Genomic DNA, 18,574 nt, shown 5'->3' with positions numbered 1-18,574 from the left:
AAATTACTGTCCTATGAGGAGGAATAAAAATGGCTTTTGATAAAGATGCAATTATTTCACAATTAAAAGATGCTTCTATTACTGATTTAAACGATTTGGTAAAAGCAATCGAAGAAGAATTTGATGTTTCAGCTGCTGCTCCGGTTGCTGCTGCCGGTGCTGCTGGTGGTGACGCTGGTGCTAAGTCAACGTTTGACGTTGAATTAACTTCTGGTGGTGCTGGTAAGATTAAAGTTATTAAGGAAATCAAAAACATCACTGGTCTTGGTTTGAAAGAATCTAAGGCAATGGTTGATGACGCTCCATCAATCGTTAAGGAAGGTCTTTCAGAAGACGAAGCTAACGATATTAAAGAAAAACTTGAAGCTCAAGGTGCTACTGTTACCCTTAAGTAGTCATAGTCTTCTTAAACAAGGATGTGTGTTTTTCACACATCCTTTTTTACTAGGAGGATTTTTGCATGATTAAACCACGAGGCGACCAGAATTTTGGAGGAAACCTGTGAAAAATTTTATTAAACGAGTATCGGATTGGTTTAACCGTTATCTAAACGTGCTGAAAGCACTGTTTTTAATTGTAATGATTGTCTTTGTTATCTACGAAGGGCATAACATTCTGCAAGAAATTAACGGGCGACAGATGCAGGCCAGCTTGGCTTCCCAGTCACCGCTGCATTTGCTGATTTTAACCGTACTCGGTCTTTTGGCAGTCACACCGATGTTGACCTACGATTTTACAATTGTTGAGTTTTTGCCAGGAAAGTTTAAACCCGGTTACATCATTAAGAGTGGCTGGATTACTAATAGTTTTACCAACATTGCCGGCTTTGGAGGCTTTTTAGGGGCCAGTTTACGGGCGAGTTTTTACAGTAAGAACGCGACCAAGAAACAGGTGCTCTATGCAATTTCTAAGATTGCGCTGTTCTTACTAGCCGGCTTATCCACTTATTGTATTGTGTCGTTAGTGATGATTTACGGGTTTGGTGTAGGTCAGCAAGATCATCGTTACTGGCCATTTTTGCTAGGAGGAGGAATTTACTTCCCGGTGATTTTCCTGTTTACCCGCTTCAACAACTCGGAATTTTTCGCTGATTTGACGATTAAACGGGAAATTAAGTTAATTATCGGTTCCTGTTTAGAATGGGGCAGTTGTGGCCTGTTCTTCATCATCATTGGGATGTTCATGAACCTCCACATCGACTTTGTTAGTGTCTTTCCGTTGTTCATTGCAGCGAACGTCATTGGGGTCATCTCAATGCTGCCTGGGGGACTGGGAACCTTTGATTTAACGATGATTACCGGATTAGGATTTATGGGAGTTTCACCAACCACCGCAACCGTGTGGGTGCTGTTGTACCGGGTCTTTTACTACTTTATTCCGTTTGGAATTGGGGTCGTGCTCTTTGCTCAGGAATTATTGAAGCGGTTTAACCGCTTCTTAGATGATATTCCAGCGAACATTGTACAACGGTCGTCCCAGATCATTGTGACCTGTTTCATGTACTTCTCTGGGATTATGATGATTCTGTTGGCTACGGTGCCGAACGTGGTGCTGGTCAACCCATTGTACTTTTCGCTGGCACCTTTTAGTCTGTACTTCTTGGGGCAATTATCAAATGTGATTGTCGGCTGTCTGTTAATCGGACTGGCACGCGGAGTCGGAGCCCGGGTGCAAAAGGCGTTCTGGCCTACGGTAATTCTACTGGTCTTTGCAATTGCGAATACCCTGTGGAAAGAAGATTTTCCACTCCCACTGGCCATCTTTCTGATTTTTATCCTGATTTGTCTGTGGTTGGCCCGGAAGGGGCTCTATCGGGAACGACTGACCTACTCGTGGGGAGCGCTAATTACTGACGCTGGCTTATTCATTGCCACGTTTGGTCTCTACGTCCTTGTCGGTTTTGTGTTAGGCAATCACCGCCACTTACAGTTGACCAATGCCTATCTCTTGCCGTCCCAGCAAACTTGGGTAATTGGGCTGATTGGGTTTATAATCGCCATCTGCATTCTCTATGGTCTGTATCGCTATTTAACCTACGCGAACCTAGCATGGTACGATCTTCCGTTTGATGGTGAACGGATTAAAAAGTTGATTAATCAGTACAGTGGGAATGAAGTTAGTCACTTGGTTTTCCTGCGGGATAAAAAGGTGTACTTCTATACAGAAGACGGCGAAGATCAAATCGCCTTTATGTATAAACAAAAAGCGAATAAGCTGATTATCATGGGGGAACCTTTTGGAAATCAGGAGAAACTAGAAGCAGCGATTGATCAGTTCATGATTGATGTGGATAACGCGGATCTAACCCTCGTCTTCTACGAAGTCAGTGAATCGTTGACGATGATGCTGCACGATAAAGGCTTTGACTTTATTAAGGCCGGTGAAGAAGGTCAGGTTGATCTGAACCAATTTACCCTGGTGGGAAAACGACACCGAGGAGAACGGGCTTTAATGCACAAGTTTGAACGAGATGGGTACCATTTTGAGATTTTGCAACCACCGTTCAGTGATAAATTGCTGAGCGAGTTGAAAGAAATTTCTGACGAGTGGCTCCACGGTCGCGAAGAAAAGGGCTTCTCACTCGGATTTTTCGATCCGTACTATCTGAACCAGGCTCCAATTGCGGTCTTTCGAAATGAAGACCAACAAATCGTGGCCTTTGCCAACATCATGCCGACGGGAGATCATAAGATGACGTCGATTGACTTGATGCGGTCTAGTTCTAAAGCACCATCAGGAGTGATGGATGGGATTTTCATTAACCTGTTCCAGTACTCAAAGGACGAGGGTTATCAATGTTTTAACTTGGGGATGGCTCCGTTAGCCAACGTGGGGAATTCCCGTTTTAGTTTCATTAACGAAAAGATTGCCCACTTGATTTACGAATATGGGGACTCGTTCTATAGTTTCCAGGGATTGCGTTCGTACAAGCAAAAATACGTGGATAAGTGGGAATCTAAGTACTTTGTGTACCGGAAGAATAACTCACTGGTCTTCACGATGCTCCAGTTATTAGCGGTTGTGAACGAACGACCAAAACAACAATAAACAAGAAAAAGCGCTTGGCAGTTGCCAAACGCTTTTTTGGTTAGAAACGATTGAGTTGAAAGGGAGTGAGATCAAAGTTAGTCGATTTTTCCGCTGCTCGGTTAGCAATAATCTGGCCCAACACGCTGGCAAACTTAAAGCCGTGGCCACTTAATCCGGTTACGATTTGGACGTTGCGATTGTCCGGCAGGTAGTCAATGATGAAGTCCTGGTCGAGCGTTAAATCATAGCTACAAGCACCACCGTGATCTAGGCCGGCAGTGCCTGTCAGATGGTGGTCCAATAACGGGTCAATTTCATGGTAATCCTGTTCATAGCTTCCAAAGGGAGTTCGCTCATCGGGATGGTCAATTGGTTGGCCCCCGTTGTGGCGGCCGATTTTAATCGTTCCTTCGATACCCGGGAAGCCATAGTAAGTATCGCCATTGGTTAACTCGACGGTAAAGCCTGGAAAGCCCGCAGCTTCGGTTAAGCGCTCATCCGTGGTCTTAAACCAGTTAAAGACCTTGCGGACTGATTGAATTGGTAAATCGGGGAGTAATTCTTTGACCCAGGTTCCCGTGGTGACCGCTACCTGATGGGCCTGATAGGTTTGCTGGGGCGTCGTAATTGCTAAATCACCGTTGGCTAACTGCCGCAGTTGGTGCACCGGTTGGTTGAATTCCTGTTGGACGTCATTCTTGCGAGCCAGATCCAGATAAGCGGTAATGGCGGTTTCTGATTCCAAGTAACCACCGGTGGGTTCAAATAGTCCCCGGTATTCTGCGGCAAAGTTCCAGTTGGGATACCGCTGGTGAATTTCAGTGTTTGTGAGTGATTCCAGGGGAATTTGAAATTCCCGGGCGCTGGCTTCGAGTTCTGTCAGAAACGCCGAAGTGGGTTGCGCAACGCTCAGAATCCCGGTTTGGTGAAAGATGGATTGGTGTGACTGGGTGCCCAGTTCGTCCCAAAGTTGTTGGGCGGCTAATACCAAGGGCACGTACTGATGACCTTCTCCGTAGGCATGCCGAATCAAACGGGTTTGGCCGTGATGAGATCCGGAGTCGTGCGGGGGAACGTGGGCATCGAGTTCGAGGACGTTGAGCCCCGCTTGGCTAGCGTAATAACCAGCGGCGGCACCTACCGACCCGGTCCCGATGATGGCTAAGTCGTAAATCTTACGCATAAAAATCTCCTTTTTTACTTTAATTTAGTTAGTGCTGATTATTTCGGAAAAAGTGACGCTTGTCAAATACTAATTAATCTAAGTTTATAAATAATGGGACTGAAAGTTCGGCAACATGAGGATTGACGATCGTTAATTCAATTTATAATTGTTTTTATCATTAATCAACGAATGCTAGACTAAATTATGCCATGATTGTTAGCCAATAATCGTTTTTTTGTGCCATCATCAAGTTGACGCTCTTACAAAAGCGCGCTACACTGATAAAAATATTTAAACCGCTGCAGTTGAGTAAGTCGGAGCGTTTCTCAGCGAGTCCCTGGGTGGTGCAAAGGGATGAAACTAACTGACTGAAGATGGACTGGCAAACTGGTCGTGGGGTGAATCATGAGCCCGACGCGGGGTAGTTACCGATATCAAGACTCAGTTATACTGACCAGCTGTAACTGACCGAGCTCCGCTTTGTGAGAAGGGGAGAAATGAAGGTGGCACCGCGAGTACACTCGTCCTTTTTTGAGGACGGGTGTTTTTTATTTGGTAATTGAGAAAGTAGGGATAACGTGCAACGCAAACAACATTTAGCTCGCGAGATTTCTTCAGGACAGATTCTGATGATTTCTTTAGGTGGGGTGATTGGAACCGGACTGTTTCTAAGTTCGGGCTATACGATTCACGAAGCGGGACCACTGGGGACCATTTTAGCGTATTTATTAGGAGCAGTGATTGTGTACCTAGTCATGCTGTGCCTGGGTGAATTAGCGGTGGCCATGCCAGAGACGGGCTCCTTTCACGTCTATGCCCAACGTTACTTGGGCAAAAGTGCGGGCTTTGTGGTGGCCATTTTATACTGGCTAACCTGGACCATTGCGCTGGGATCGGAATTTACGGCGGCTGGCCTGATTATGTGGCACTGGTTTCCAGGGGTCCCAGTCTGGATCTGGAGTAGCTTATTGATCGTCGTCATCTTCTTAATGAACGCTTTTTCGGTGAAATGGTTTGCTGCTACCGAGTTTTGGCTAGCCAGCATCAAGGTGATTGCAATTGTAGCGTTTATCCTGTTGGGCAGTGGCGCCATCTTGGGATTGCTACCGTACCACGGTGTTCGCCATTTCATTGGGCTGACCAACTTTACCAAGAATGGTTGGTTCCCGAACGGATTTGAGGGCGTCTTTACCACTATGTTGACCGTTAACTTTGCCTTTTCAGGGACCGAGCTCATTGGGATTACCGCTGGCGAAGCCCAGCATCCGGAACGCTCGATTCCCAAGGCAATCAGAACCACGTTGGGACGACTGGTGATCTTCTTTGTCGGCAGTATGGTGGTCATGAGTGCCTTGCTGCCGTACCAACAAGCGGGCGTGACCGAGAGCCCATTTGTCACCATTCTCTCGGCCATTGGTTTACCATGGGCCGGCAATTTGATGAACTTCGTGGTATTAACCGCCATTATTTCGGCGGCCAATTCCGGGTTGTACGCCTCGACACGGATGCTGTGGTCGCTGGCCAATCAAGGAGTGATTTCTCCCATCTTTCAGCGAACCACCAAACGAGAGATTCCCATCTACGCTTTGTTAACCAGCATGGTGGGAGGGATTCTCGCCTTATTGTCGGCCGTGTACGCTGCCGGAACGGTCTACCTGGTGTTGGTTTCCATTTCGGGGCTCGCAGTGGTCTTTGTCTGGATGGCAATTGCGTTGTCAGAAATTCGGTTTCGGGCGCAATTGTCAAAGCAGGAGGCGCAGCAGTTAGCCTTTCGGACCCCGGGTTATCCCTGGTTACCCTGGCTGGCCTTTGTACTATGCTTTTTATCATGCATCCTGATTTGGTTTGATCCGAACCAACGGATTGCTTTAGAAGTTACGCTTCCCTTCGTCCTAATCTGTTATGGTGGTTATGAACTAAAGGAATGGTTTCAAAAGAGGAGGAAACAACATGCCACAAACTAATCCAATTACAGCTAGCTTAGAAACGCCTGTTGTGCTAGACGGCGCAATGGGAACGGAACTGGAAAAACGCGGAGTTAAAACCAACGATGCGTTATGGTCTGCCAACGCACTGCTGACGGATCCGGATGCGATCTATGACGTCCATGCCAGTTACTTCCGGGCAGGGGCAGAGATTGCCATCACTGATACGTATCAAGCTAATGTGACCGCCTTTGCAAAAGTCGGCATTGAAAAAGAAGCAGCGCTGGACTTGATTCGCCGGGGGGTTCAATTAGCTCAACAAGCGCGCGATGACGTCAAACCGGAGGGTCTCGTGGCCGGCTGCGTGGGACCGTATGGGGCTTATCTAGCGGATGGTTCCGAATACACGGGAGACTACCAGTTAAGTCCTGCTGAATACGAAGCCTTTCACACGGAAAAGATTCAAACGTTGGTGGACGCTGGGGTAGATTTACTGTCGGTTGATACGATTCCCAACTTTGCGGAGGTCCAGGCCTTAACTACGATTCTGGCGCAGCAACCTCATTTAGTCCCGACTTGGATTAGTTTAAGTATCAAGGATCCTTATCATCTTAGTGATGGAACGCCGTTAGACGTGGTTACAGAGTGGCTGGATCATTCACAGGCGGTCAGTGGGATTGGAATCAACTGCATGCCTTTTGAGAACGTTTTGCCAGCGTTGAAATTAATGAGGCAAGTCACGCAGAAGCCGTTGGTTGTTTATCCCAATCCGGGTGATATTTATGATCCAGAAACCAAAACCTGGACTCCGGTCGAACACCCCCAGACCTTTGCCGACGTAGTGCCGGATTGGTTGGCTGCGGGTGCGAACATTATTGGCGGTTGTTGCCGGACTACGCCAGCGGAGATCGAACAAATTGCAAAATTATTAAAAAAATAATGGTAAAAACTTAACTTTGTGTTAAAATATGCAACAACGAACGGGAGGGATTTTTATGACACGAAAAATTGGAGTAATTGGGATGGGACACGTTGGTTCTACGGTAGCCCACTACATCGTGGCCAACGGGTTTGCGGATGATCTGGTCCTAATCGATAAGAACGAGGCCAAGGTTACGGCGGATGCGATTGATTTTCGCGAAGCCATGCCCAACTTGCCGTTTCACACCAACATTACGGTGAACGACTATGCGGCTTTAAAGGATGCGGACGTCATTATTTCCGCTCTGGGAAACATTCGCTTAAACGACGGAGCCAACGAAGATCGGTTCTCCGAATTAGCTTATAACAGTGAGCAGGTCAAAGAAGTGGCCCCGCGGATTCGGGATTCCGGCTTTAACGGTATCATCATTGCGATTACCAATCCGGTGGACGTGATTACCCAGTTGTACCAACAAATCACGGGCTTACCAAAGAAACACGTGATTGGAACGGGAACCTTATTGGATTCCGCTCGGATGAAGCGCGCGGTTGCCGAAAAGCTTGGCATCGATTCGCGGTCCGTGACGGGTTATAACCTGGGTGAACACGGAAACTCCCAGTTTACCGCTTGGTCAACGGTGCGCGCTTTAGACCAACCGCTGACGGAACTGGCAGAAACTAAGGGACTTGATTTGGCTGCCTTGGATAACGAAGCTCGGCACGGTGGTTACGCGGTCTTCAAGGGGAAAGGTTACACCAACTATGGAGTAGCGACGGCGGCCGTTCGATTAGCAAACGTGGTCTTGTCAGACGCCAAAACCGTCTTGCCAGTGTCGAACTATCGTTCCGAATACGACGTCTACCTGTCTCATCCAGTGATTGTCGGGCGTGACGGTGTGGTTGCTGACGTGCCGTTGCAATTGACGGATGAAGAACTGGAAAAGCTCCAAAATTCGGCGGATTTCATCAAGGAAAACTACGAAAAGTATAAAAATTAGTGCACAAAAAAAGCTGTCATCCAATTGGGTGACAGCTTTTTGTTTATCTATAAAATATAATGAATATACGAAAATGTAATTTAACTTTTACTAAAACTAGCGAATAAATAGTATTTTTCACCCATTTTTTGAATAAAAACAAGTGCTTCTGTATTGTTTAAATTTTCAGGGTTAATGACATCTTGTATTCTATTTTTAATTATTTCGCTAGATTTGGGGTCTATATCATTAAATAAATTATAAAAAGTGTAATAGACTTCTTCAGCAGATCCCCCATTTGGTTGACCTACCGAAAATTTAAGATGGTTAAATTCAGTAACGTTTATTTTTTTGAGTTCAATTGAGAAACTTATATCACTCCAAAGGCCTGTTTTAATATCATCAACGGTATTTAAATTTTCTTCTAATGCTTTTTTTATAAATTTTTTGTTCTTTGTTAAATTAGGCTTGTAATCGTTGTCGCTCATGGCTTCGACGTTTCCCAGTCGATAACCGTTTCCAACTTCGGAGAAGAAGTCATGGTTCACGGTCGAAGTGGAGATTCCGTTCATAACCACGGGGTTCACGTCTTCGGCAGTATCAGGGAACATCGGATCCTGACCGAGGTTCATGAGCGCCTTGTTGGCGTTGTAACGGATGAAGGTTAAGACCTTGTCCGTCCAGCCGACTTCATCGTACAAGAGGTGGGTATACTTCTCTTCGTTTTCATAGAGGTCATACAGGAAGCTGTACATCCAGTCCTTGAGTTCTTGTTGCTCGTTGTCTGAAAGCTGGTTGAACTCGGTTTGGAATTTGTAACCAATGTAAGTTCCGTGCACCGATTCGTCCCGGATAATCAATTTGATGATTTCAGCCACGTTGGTTAACTGGTTGTGACCTAGGTACCAGAGCGGCGTAAAGAAACCGGAGTAAAAGAGGAAGGTTTCCAAGAAGACGCTGGAAATCTTCTTTTTCAAGGGACTTTCATCGTCGTGGTAGAGGGTATAGATGCGTTTCGTCTTGTTTTGCAGGAACTCTTCTGAGTCACTCCATGCAAAGATCTCGGTAATTTCCTTCGGGGTATTCAGGGTTGAGAAAATGGTGGAGTAACTCTTGGCGTGGACCGATTCCATGAACTGGATGTTATTTAACACCGCAATTTCATGCTGGGTCTTGGCGTTAAGGCGTAGGGCCGCCATTCCGTCTTGGGATTGGAGCGTATCTAAAAGGGTTAAGCCCCCAAAGACGTGCCCGACCAACCACTTGTGGTCGTCGTCTAATTCGCGCCAATCCTTTAAGTCGTTTGACACCGGCACCCGCGTATCGAGCCAGAACTGTTCCGTTAGTTTGTGCCAGGTCGCCTTATCAATCTCGTCGGAAACCTCGTTCCAGTTGATGGCGTCGTAATTACCGTCCCATTTTCCGGTTAGTACTTTGTTTAAATCCATGAACTTTTCCCCTCCTAAATTACACAGCTTTCACACTCGTTGGCCCCGATGGTATCGTTGTTATCGGTAAACGTCCGGACGTAGTAAATCGACTTAATTCCCTTGTGGTGGGCGTAGTTCCGCAGAATCGTGAGATCCCGGGTCGACATTTTTTCGTCCCGTCCGGTTTTCCACTCGTACATGCCTTCCGGAATCGTGGACCGCATGAACATGGTCATACTAAGGCTTTGGTCAACGTGTTGTTGAGCTGCCGCGTAAATGTCGATTTCCTTGCGCATGTCAACGTCGTAGGCCGATTCGTAGTACTTGATGGTGTCGTTAGACAGGTAGGGAGCGGGATAGAAGATGGTTCCAATCTTCGCTTCCTGCCGTTCCTCAATTCGGCTCACGATGGGCGCCAAACTAGCGGTGGCATCCCCAATGTAGGACGTCGATCCGTTGGGGGCGACGGCCAAGCGGTTTTGGTGGTACAAGCCATCCCGCATTACGGCCAGTTTCAGTTCTTCCCAGTCTGCTGGACTCGGAATAAAAGTATCCTTAAATAATTCTTTAACCCGGTCAGAAGTGGGTCCCCAATCTTGTTGGGTGTACTTATCAAAGTAACTGCCGTCAGCATACTTACTCTTCTCAAAGTTGTGGAAGGTTTTGCCTCGTTCGCGAGCTAACCGGTTAGAAGCGACTAAACTCCAGTAGTTTAAGAGCATGAAGTAGATGCTGGTAAACTCGATTGATTCGGGGGAACCGTAGTACATGTGGTGGAGGGCAAAGTAGGAATGTAAGCCCATCGCTCCCAGCCCAATCGAGTGGCTGAGGTCATTACCGTGGCGAATCGAGGGCACGGTGTTGATGTTACTGATGTCCGTCACAAATGTGAGGGCCCGGACCATGGCTTCAATTGATTTACCAAAGTCCGGGGACTGCATCAGGTTCACAACGTTTGTGGAACCCAAGTTACAGGAGACGTCGGTTCCGAGTTTTTCGTACTGTTGTTCGTCGTTAATGATGGACGGCGTTTGGACCTGCATGATTTCAGAACACAGGTTACTCATGATGATTTTGCCGTCGATGGGGTTCTCGCGGTTAGCCGTGTCAATGTTAATGATGTAGGGATAACCAGATTCTTGTTGCAACTTACCAATCTCAGTTTCCAGGTCCCGCGCCTTAATGTACTTCTTTTTAATGTTGTCATTATTGACCAGGTTGTCGTATTCCTTAGTGATGTCCACGTAGGAGAACGGCACGCCGTATTCTTGTTCGACGTCGTAGGGGCTAAATAGGGCCATGTCCTTGTTTTCGGCAGCCAGTTCGTAGAACTTATCGGGGACGGTCACCCCTAAAGACAGGGTATTAACCCGAATTTTTTCGTCCGCGTTTTCCTTTTTCACGGCCAGAAAGTCGATGATGTCTGGGTGAAAGACGCTCAGGTACACGACTCCGGCTCCTTGTCGTTGACCTAGTTGGTTCGAGTAGCTAAAGCTATCTTCCAACAGTTTCATGACCGGCATCACACCACTAGCGGCTCCCTGGATGTGTTTGATGGGATCGCCAGCGGCCCGCAGGTTGTTGAGGTTAATGCCGACCCCGCCCCCAATTTTGGAGAGCTGGAGAGCCGAGTTAATCGTCCGACCAATGCTGTTCATGTCATCAGTGGATTGGATTAAAAAACAGGAGACGAATTCGCCCCGGCGCTTTTTCCCGGCGTTTAAGAAGGTCGGGGTAGCTGGTTGGAAGCGTTGATGAATTAATTCGTCTGCTAAAGCGAGAGCCAGTTCCTGATCGCCGTTCGCCAGGTAGAGGGCGTTCATTGCCGTCCGATCGATGTAACGTTCGAGGTATTGATTACCGTCATCCGTCTTTAAAGCATACTGAGCGTAAAACTTGTAAGCAGCCATAAAGGAATGGAAGTGGAAATCCTGACTGTTTAAGTAGTCGTAAAGTTTTTCAATGAACGTCAAAGAATATTGTTTTAAAAACGCTTCTTCTACGTAATCGTGGTCGATTAGGTAGTCAAAGCGTTCTTGTAACGAGTTAAATTGCATGAGGTTAGGTGCGACGTTTTCTGCTAAGAAAGCTTCGAGCGCCTCTTGATCTTTATCGAGCCGGATACGGCCGTCCTTGGTCGGAATGTTAATTTCGTTGTTTAAGCGAAAGTAACTGGCATCCGTGTGGTCTTTGAGCGACATATACTGATTCCCCTTAATGTGTATAATGAAAGTGGTGGTTTATACAGTTGCTAATTGTTCAACTAAGCGTTTCAGTTGGTCGGGCCGAAAACCACCAAAAGCCTCTAATACTTCTGATTCCACCACGGGAACGGCTTGAAAACCTTGCTCCTTTAAGTAGGGAATTAAGGCTGGGTTTTCACTGGTGTTCTTTTCAGTAAAATCCACGTTGTGTTCGGTTAAAAAACGCTTGGTCATTTTGCATTGGATGCAGTTGTTTTTAGTGTAAACGGTAATCTGGTTCATAATGGACTCCTTCTTTCGTTTGACTATATTCTGATTCTACTACGAAAATGGATTCTTTCAACCAAAAAAACACCACATGTTGTGTCACTCGATTGAGAAACACACTACATGTGGTATGTGAAACAAAATTTTAGCATGATTAATTAAATTAAGGGATGTGATTTTTGTGAGCGACTTTTATTATACACCGAATCCGGATGTGATTCACGACGAAAAAGAATGGGATTTTACAATCGAGGGGCAGACCCTCCATTTCATTTCAGACAACGGAGTGTTTTCTAAACGAACCGTGGACTACGGCTCCCGGGTTTTGATTGAGAACGTGAACCTTACTGATCTACCTGCCGGTCCAATCTTAGACTTAGGTTGTGGTTACGGTCCGATTGGGTTGTTTTTAGCTAAAGAATATCCAGACCGTCAGTTTGAGTTAGTGGATGTGAACCAACGAGCGCTGGCGCTCGCAGAACGCAACGCCGCGGTCAACGGGATTAGCAACGTTACCGTTGCGACTTCAGACGTGTATGCGGGGGTAGGCGAGCAGCAATTTGCCGCCGTGGTCACGAATCCCCCGGTTCGGGCTGGCAAAGACGTGGTGGACGCCATGATTACCGGGGCTGCCACTCATTTGCGTCCCAACGGCCGACTGTTGGTGGTGTTACAAAAGAAACAAGGGGCACCGTCAGCCAAGCGCTTGATGCAGGCAACCTTTGGGAACGCGGAAGTCATCAAACGCGATAAGGGTTACTACGTCTTAGCGAGCGTGCAGCACTCATGATGACGGAGGACGAACGCTACATGGGCCAGGCACTGGCGGAAGCGCGCTTTGCGGCCCAAATCGGCGAAATTCCCATTGGAGCCGTGATTGTCAAGGACCACCAAGTCATTGGAACCGGCCATAACCTGCGCGAACATACGAAGTTAGCCACCCAGCACGCGGAACTGATTGCGATTGAGGAGGCTTGTCTAGCGGTGCAAAGTTGGCGGCTAACCGGCTGTACTTTGTACGTCACGATTGAACCCTGCCTGATGTGCGCCGGAGCAATTGTGAACGCCCGGGTTGACCGGGTGGTTTACGGGGCAGCTAATCCGAAAGCCGGGGCGGGGGAAAGTTTGTACCAAGCTCTGACGGACGAACGCCAAAATCACCAAGTGGAACTAGTGACCGGCTGCCGGGCTGTGGAAGCTGGGGCCGTGATGCAGGCTTTTTTTCGCGACAAACGCCAGCGCCGGAAAAAACGAAAGCAAGGGCTGGACAAGTAGCCGGGGTTAAGTTATGATAGTAACTGCCGTAAGGCCTTGAAGCAAGGGCAGACTTACGAACCGTGTCAGGTCCGGAAGGAAGCAGCACTAAGTATTTTTTGTCCTGTGCTTCTTGTTGTTAGCAAATAAACTCCTAGCCAATTTGGCTAGGAGATTTTTTTTACAATAATTATGGTAAAAACGGATGCGAATGCATCAATTAGAATCGTGGTAATTCGGCGGCATTCTCGCTATAATGTTAGCAGGTGGCGTTCCAGAAGAAAGGAAGGGTGACATGAGTTATCAAGCTTTATACCGGGTCTGGCGGCCCCAACGCTTTGATGAAATCGTGGGGCAACGGGTCATTACGAAGACGTTAAAAAACGCTTTGATAACCGATCAGATTAGTCACGCTTATCTGTTTAGTGGACCCCGTGGAACGGGGAAAACTTCAACTGCGAAGATTTTGGCTAAGGCGGTTAACTGTCAGCATTTAAAAGACGGAGAGCCGTGTAACGAGTGTGAAACCTGCGTCGCCATCAATCAGGGTGCTTTAAACGATGTGATTGAAATTGACGCGGCCTCTAATAACGGGGTCGAAGAGATTCGTAACATCCGTGATAAGGCCAAGTATGCCCCCACGGAGGCAACGTATAAGGTTTACATCATTGACGAAGTGCACATGTTGTCGACCGGAGCCTTTAACGCGTTGTTAAAAACCCTGGAGGAACCGCCGACCCACGTGATCTTTATCCTGGCCACGACGGAACCCCATAAGATTCCGGCAACCATCCTGTCCCGGTTGCAGCGCTTTGATTTCAAACGCATTAGTGCGACGGACATCGAGGAACAGCTCACAAAGATTTTGGAGAGTAAAAAGGTTCAATTCGATGACCGCGCGGTGAAAATCATTGCTAAGAGCGCCGAAGGGGGAATGCGGGATGCCTTGAGTATTCTGGATCAAGCTCTTTCGTATGATCCGGAGCAGTTGACTTATGACAGTGCCCTCCAAGTGACGGGGAGCGTTGCCCGTGATGAGCTCCAGCGCTACTTTGAAGCTGTACTAGCGGGGGACGTGAGCAGTGGACTCCAGGTCGTAGAAGCCACTTTAGCGGATGGCAAAGACGCCAGTCAGTTTATTGAAGACCTGGTGGATTACTGCCAAAACTTGTTGCTGTACCAACAAAATGAAGCCCTGGTAACGGCTGACGAGTTAGGCCTGCTGGGCGATAACTTCCAAAAGATTGCGCAGGAAGTCGACCGGCGCAAAATCTACCAGTTCGTAGAGATTATGAACGAGGTGCAACAACAGCTGCGGTTTACCTATCATCCGGACCTCTATCTGGACATTTTAACCGTTCGGTTGGCGGATGCAGAAGCGCAACCAACGACGCCGGCACCTCCGGCAGAAGCTGCGCCTCCTGCCGGATACCAGCAGCTAGAAGAGCGAGTGGCCCAGTTACAACAGCAACTGCAGACGTTACAGCAACAGCCAGCCCCTGCGACGCCAGCATCGGAGCAAGCGTCATCTGTTAAACGGGCGGTTCCGAATAGTCCCAAGGCTCCTAAGCCCGATGTAAATGGCATCTTTGGCATCTTGGATGCGGCGACTAAGCCGGCCTTGGAACAATATCGTAGCAACTGGGGCGCGTTGTTACAGTTACTGAGCGTTACCCAGCGGGCCGTATTACACGTGGCCCGACCGGTAGCGGCCAGTGATGCGGGCGTCGTGATTGCCTTTGACTACGGCTTTTTATACCAAAAAGCCGGAAGTGATGAACAACTAATGACAGCGCTTGAGCAAGGCTTAGAACAGTTGCTGGGTCAGGTTCCTAAAGTCTTTTTTGTGCCGAAAGAAGAATGGCCGACGCTCCGGCAGGAGTACCTACAGCAGCATCCGCGTGGAGCGCAATCAGAAACAGCTGAGCAACCAGCGGAACAATCTGAACCAACGACGGAAGAACCAAAGAACGTCCGTCGCGCCAAAGAACTCTTTGGCGATGAGTTAGTGAACGTTGAAGATGATTAATTTATAATTTAAAGGAGAAATTACAATGGCAATGAACGGAATGAACATGGGTAAGTTAATGAAGCAAGCACAAGACATGCAACGCAAGATGAGTGCCCAACAAGCAGAAATTGACCAACAAGAATTCACGGGTAAAGCTCCCGATGACTTAGTGGTTGCTACTTTTACCGGGGACCGGAAGATGAAGGATTTACAAATTAAAAAAGAAGCATTGGATCCCGATGATCCGGACATGATTTCTGATTTGACGATTGCAGCCGTGAACGACGCATTGGAACAAATTGACGAAACCACGAAGAACAAGATGGGACAATTCACCCAGGGAATGAACATCCCCGGACTTTAATAGTAAAGAGGAAATCAGCATGCAGTATCCAGAACCAGTGGCTAAGCTCATTGATGGTTTCATGCACCTGCCTGGAATCGGGGAAAAAACGGCCACCCGGTTGGCATTTTATACGATTGATATGCCCAAGGATGAGGTGCAGCAGTTTGCCCAAGCTTTAAATGATACGAAGGAAAAATTAACCTTCTGTTCCGTGTGCGGTAATATCACGGAAACCGATCCGTGTGAAATCTGCAGTGATCCTCTGCGTGATCAATCCCAAGTGTTGGTGGTAGAGCAACCCAAAGACATTGCCACCATGGAAAAGATGAAGGATTACCACGGGCTGTACCACGTGTTACACGGAGTACTGTCGCCAATGGAGGGCAAGGGTCCTGATGACATTAACATCAGCTCTTTAATTAAACGGTTGCAACAAAACGAGACCATCAAAGAAGTGATTATTGCTACAAACGCCACGCCGGAAGGGGACGCCACGGCGATGTACTTGGCGCGCTTGTTAAAACCGGCCGGATTAAAGGTGACCCGCTTAGCCCGGGGACTGGCCGTGGGAAGTGACATTGAGTACGCCGATGAAATGACCCTGTTTCGGGCGGTGGAAGGACGAACGGAAATGTGAGGTTAGGATGTTTAACTTTTTTAAGCCCAAGAACTTCGAAAAGGAGTACGATGAAGAGCTACTCCAGTCGTTGAACCTGTTAAAACAGGATTGGGACCAGGCCCAACAAACAGAAGCAGCCGTGGCGGATGTTGATCCGCAGGTGAAGGCCCAAACCGAATTAGCCAAGCAAAAATTTGAATTTATGTACCGCCAAGCCCGACTCCGGAAGATTAAAAACGATCACATTCAGTCAAGCGTGTACGATTCGTAAAAGGGGAAACTACTTTGGAGTAGGGACCTCTTTTTTAATTAATGGATTAAAAAGGGCTTACAACGGATGCTATATGGTGTATACTATCAACTAAACTAATAATGATTATTAGACTAAAGGAGAACTAGATGGCCTATTTACAACTACAGGATATCCACAAGTCTTATCAAGTGGATCATCAGGAATTTCACGTTTTAAACGGGATTAACCTGGACTTCGAACGAGGCGAATTCGTTTCGATTCTGGGAGAATCCGGTGGTGGAAAGACCACGTTAATGAACATCATTGCGGGGTTAGACAGCCAGTATACCGGCGACGTGTTACTGAACGGGAAATCGTTGAAACATGATACGCCGAAGGAACTGGACCAATACCGCCGGAGTACGATTGGGTTTGTGTTCCAAAGTTTTAACCTAGTTAGCCACCTGACGATTCGGGCCAACGTCATGGTTTCGTTAGAGATGACGAACCTGTCACACCATGAACAGGTGAAACGTGCGGATGAATTATTAGATCAGGTGGGACTGTCCGAACATAAGAACAAGTACCCGAACCAATTATCAGGTGGGCAAAAGCAACGGGTTTCGATTGCGCGGGCGTTGGCTTCTGACCCAGACATCATCATTGCTGATGAACCAACGGGAGCGTTGGATGCCCAAAATACCGACGAAATTTTGCGGTTACTAAATCAAATCGCAGAAGACGGGAAACTCGTGATTGCTGTAACCCACTCCCAAATAGTGGCTGATTACGGAACTCGGATTGTGCATCTGGCCAACGGGTTGATTGACGATGACCGGGTTTTAAAACCGGCTTATCCGGTTGACGAGCAACAAAAACCGTTCCGGGATAAAGTAGCTAGCATGAAGTCGATGGCTGGGATGGCTTGGCAACACTTCCGCTATAACTTGAAGCGGAACCTGTTGATCATGTTTGGCGCCGCCATCGGAATCTTTAGTGTGATTGTAATGCTGGGACTCGGAAACGGGACCAAGGGGTACATTAACCACGAAATTTATTCCCAAATTAATCCGAACACGATTCAAGTGGCTAAAAACGTGGAAAGTGACAATCCGACGCCTAAGGAAACTATGTTGAAGCAAAGTGACGTTAATCGTTTGAAAAAGGTTTCAGGCGTTAAAAAAGTGTCACCCGGTTACTTTGCTGCCGGGAGTGCACGGTTAAAGAGTGGCGACCAAACAATTCCGTTGACCCTCGTGCAAACCTTTGATAACACCTTGCGCAAGTCCAACATTAAGTACGGTCGGGCTCCGCGGGCCAATGAAATTTTGATTAGTAAAAAGGAAGCCAAACAGATTAACCATGACCACCCGAACCAGGCCTTGGGAACGAAGGCAACTTTCTATCTGAGTGCTTCTGACGATCAAACGCAGACACCACAGATTATGCAAAAGGAAGTAACCATCAGTGGGATTACGGATGGGAACAGCTTACCGGATGCCGTGACCTACGGAACGTTACAGTCGATGTACCGAGCTAACAACATTCCGTTTGGACCGAACTACCTTGCGGTGGACATCACTGGAGGGGTGCAAAACGTGCAACCAGTTCAAGATCGGATTAAGGCCATCATGAACGGCAACAAACCGGCCTTCCAGATTACGGGAGCTGGTTCTATTGTCTCCACGTTAAACACCTACGTGAACCTGGCGGTAGCTGTTTTAACTTCAATTGCGGCCATCTCACTCTTGGTATCTGCCATCATGATCATTGTGGTGCTCTACATCAGTGTGGCCGAACGGACCAAGGAAATTGGAATTCTCCGGGCGCTTGGTTTTTCGAAGGGGAACATCCGGAAACTGTTTATTTTTGAATCAGTGTTCCTCGGCTTCTTCTCGGCGGTGCTTGCCATTATTCTGGCTTACCTAGTCGAATGGGGGGCGAACTCCTTGTCGCAAGGTGGGATTCAATACAACATCATGCAAATCTCGGTGGGGAACGCCATCTTTGGCCTCGTAGTTTCTGTCGTCATTTGTTTACTAGCCGCTCTCTTACCAGCTCGTAAAGCTGCTAAGGTGGATCCGGTAGTTAGTTTAAGTGCTGAATAATTAAACTGGGAAAAAGACCGCGTTGGCGGTCTTTTTTGCATTTTCGGACCGGGGCGGGAAATAGACAATTTGGTCAAATTACAGT

15 protein-coding genes, 1 other RNA gene and 1 pseudogene are annotated in these 18,574 nt (G+C 47.5%); 13 read left to right on the top strand and 4 right to left on the bottom strand.

Annotated features, from left to right (window positions below; translation table 11 throughout):
* Window positions 1-29 precede the first annotated feature (29 nt).
* On the top strand, window positions 30-395 hold the full coding sequence (gene rplL, locus M3M37_RS04420) for a 50S ribosomal protein L7/L12 (RefSeq protein ID WP_252794420.1): 366 nt from the start codon (window positions 30-32) through the stop codon (window positions 393-395).
* Between the two features lie 106 nt (window positions 396-501).
* A complete protein-coding gene (gene mprF / locus M3M37_RS04415; RefSeq protein ID WP_252794419.1) occupies window positions 502-3,048 on the top strand; it encodes a bifunctional lysylphosphatidylglycerol flippase/synthetase MprF in 2,547 nt (848 codons plus the stop codon).
* A gap of 40 nt (window positions 3,049-3,088) precedes the next feature.
* Here mprF and solA read toward each other — a convergent pair whose 3' ends face one another.
* Window positions 3,089-4,213 (bottom strand): N-methyl-L-tryptophan oxidase, encoded by a 1,125-nt coding sequence (gene solA, locus M3M37_RS04410; RefSeq protein WP_252794418.1) that lies wholly within the window; start codon window positions 4,211-4,213, stop codon window positions 3,089-3,091.
* A gap of 560 nt (window positions 4,214-4,773) precedes the next feature.
* Here solA and M3M37_RS04405 point away from each other — a divergent pair.
* From M3M37_RS04405 to M3M37_RS04395, 3 genes are read left to right on the top strand one after another with little or no spacing between them, the layout of a single operon-like run.
* Window positions 4,774-6,159, top strand: coding sequence for an amino acid permease (locus tag M3M37_RS04405; RefSeq protein WP_252794417.1), 1,386 nt, complete (start codon window positions 4,774-4,776; stop codon window positions 6,157-6,159).
* Window positions 6,146-7,060 (top strand): homocysteine S-methyltransferase, encoded by a 915-nt coding sequence (mmuM, locus tag M3M37_RS04400; protein WP_252794415.1) that lies wholly within the window; start codon window positions 6,146-6,148, stop codon window positions 7,058-7,060. The genes M3M37_RS04405 and mmuM overlap by 14 nt, the downstream gene beginning before the upstream one ends.
* A 55-nt stretch (window positions 7,061-7,115) precedes the next feature.
* Entirely contained in the window at window positions 7,116-8,039 is a 924-nt protein-coding gene (locus M3M37_RS04395; protein ID WP_252794413.1) for an L-lactate dehydrogenase, read from the top strand.
* 449 nt (window positions 8,040-8,488) lie between these two features.
* Here the strand turns inward: M3M37_RS04395 and nrdF are convergent.
* The 3 genes and pseudogenes from nrdF to nrdH all read right to left on the bottom strand — a co-directional run.
* A pseudogene (gene nrdF / locus M3M37_RS04390) lies at window positions 8,489-9,466 on the bottom strand (class 1b ribonucleoside-diphosphate reductase subunit beta); the annotation flags it as partial.
* 14 nt (window positions 9,467-9,480) lie between these two features.
* Window positions 9,481-11,649, bottom strand: a complete 2,169-nt coding sequence (gene nrdE / locus M3M37_RS04385; protein ID WP_252794412.1) for a class 1b ribonucleoside-diphosphate reductase subunit alpha — start codon at window positions 11,647-11,649, stop codon at window positions 9,481-9,483.
* A gap of 39 nt (window positions 11,650-11,688) precedes the next feature.
* Window positions 11,689-11,934 (bottom strand): glutaredoxin-like protein NrdH, encoded by a 246-nt coding sequence (gene nrdH / locus M3M37_RS04380; protein ID WP_252794410.1) that lies wholly within the window; start codon window positions 11,932-11,934, stop codon window positions 11,689-11,691.
* 166 nt (window positions 11,935-12,100) lie between these two features.
* Between nrdH and M3M37_RS04375 the strand changes: the two genes are divergently transcribed.
* From M3M37_RS04375 to M3M37_RS04340, 8 genes are all read left to right on the top strand, one after another.
* Window positions 12,101-12,709: a class I SAM-dependent methyltransferase gene (locus M3M37_RS04375; protein ID WP_252794408.1), complete on the top strand. Its 609-nt coding sequence runs from the start codon at window positions 12,101-12,103 to the stop codon at window positions 12,707-12,709.
* Complete coding sequence (gene tadA, locus M3M37_RS04370; RefSeq protein ID WP_252794406.1) at window positions 12,706-13,194, top strand: tRNA adenosine(34) deaminase TadA; 489 nt, start codon at window positions 12,706-12,708, stop codon at window positions 13,192-13,194. Before M3M37_RS04375 ends, tadA begins: the two co-directional genes overlap by 4 nt.
* Window positions 13,195-13,222: 28 nt before the next feature.
* Window positions 13,223-13,321: signal recognition particle sRNA small type (gene ffs, locus M3M37_RS04365), an RNA gene on the top strand.
* Between the two features lie 147 nt (window positions 13,322-13,468).
* Window positions 13,469-15,202 carry a DNA polymerase III subunit gamma/tau gene (gene dnaX, locus M3M37_RS04360; RefSeq protein WP_252794404.1) on the top strand — a complete coding sequence of 578 codons (1,734 nt, stop codon included), beginning with the start codon at window positions 13,469-13,471 and terminating at the stop codon, window positions 15,200-15,202.
* 25 nt (window positions 15,203-15,227) lie between these two features.
* Window positions 15,228-15,548, top strand: a complete 321-nt coding sequence (locus tag M3M37_RS04355) for a YbaB/EbfC family nucleoid-associated protein (protein ID WP_420842961.1) — start codon at window positions 15,228-15,230, stop codon at window positions 15,546-15,548.
* Between the two features lie 19 nt (window positions 15,549-15,567).
* Window positions 15,568-16,167: a recombination mediator RecR gene (gene recR / locus M3M37_RS04350; protein WP_252794403.1), complete on the top strand. Its 600-nt coding sequence runs from the start codon at window positions 15,568-15,570 to the stop codon at window positions 16,165-16,167.
* Between the two features lie 7 nt (window positions 16,168-16,174).
* Window positions 16,175-16,420 (top strand): YaaL family protein, encoded by a 246-nt coding sequence (locus M3M37_RS04345; RefSeq protein ID WP_252794401.1) that lies wholly within the window; start codon window positions 16,175-16,177, stop codon window positions 16,418-16,420.
* A gap of 128 nt (window positions 16,421-16,548) precedes the next feature.
* The gene (locus M3M37_RS04340; protein ID WP_252794399.1) at window positions 16,549-18,489 is read left to right on the top strand and encodes an ABC transporter ATP-binding protein/permease; all 1,941 of its coding nucleotides are present in this window, start codon (window positions 16,549-16,551) and stop codon (window positions 18,487-18,489) included.
* Window positions 18,490-18,574 lie beyond the last annotated feature (85 nt).

The organism is Fructilactobacillus carniphilus, from assembly GCF_024029675.1.
In the GTDB taxonomy this organism is placed as follows: Bacteria; Bacillota; Bacilli; order Lactobacillales; family Lactobacillaceae; genus Fructilactobacillus; species Fructilactobacillus carniphilus.
The sequence above is the reverse complement of the archived record's forward strand: the minus strand, read 5'-3'. Positions and strand labels throughout refer to the sequence as shown.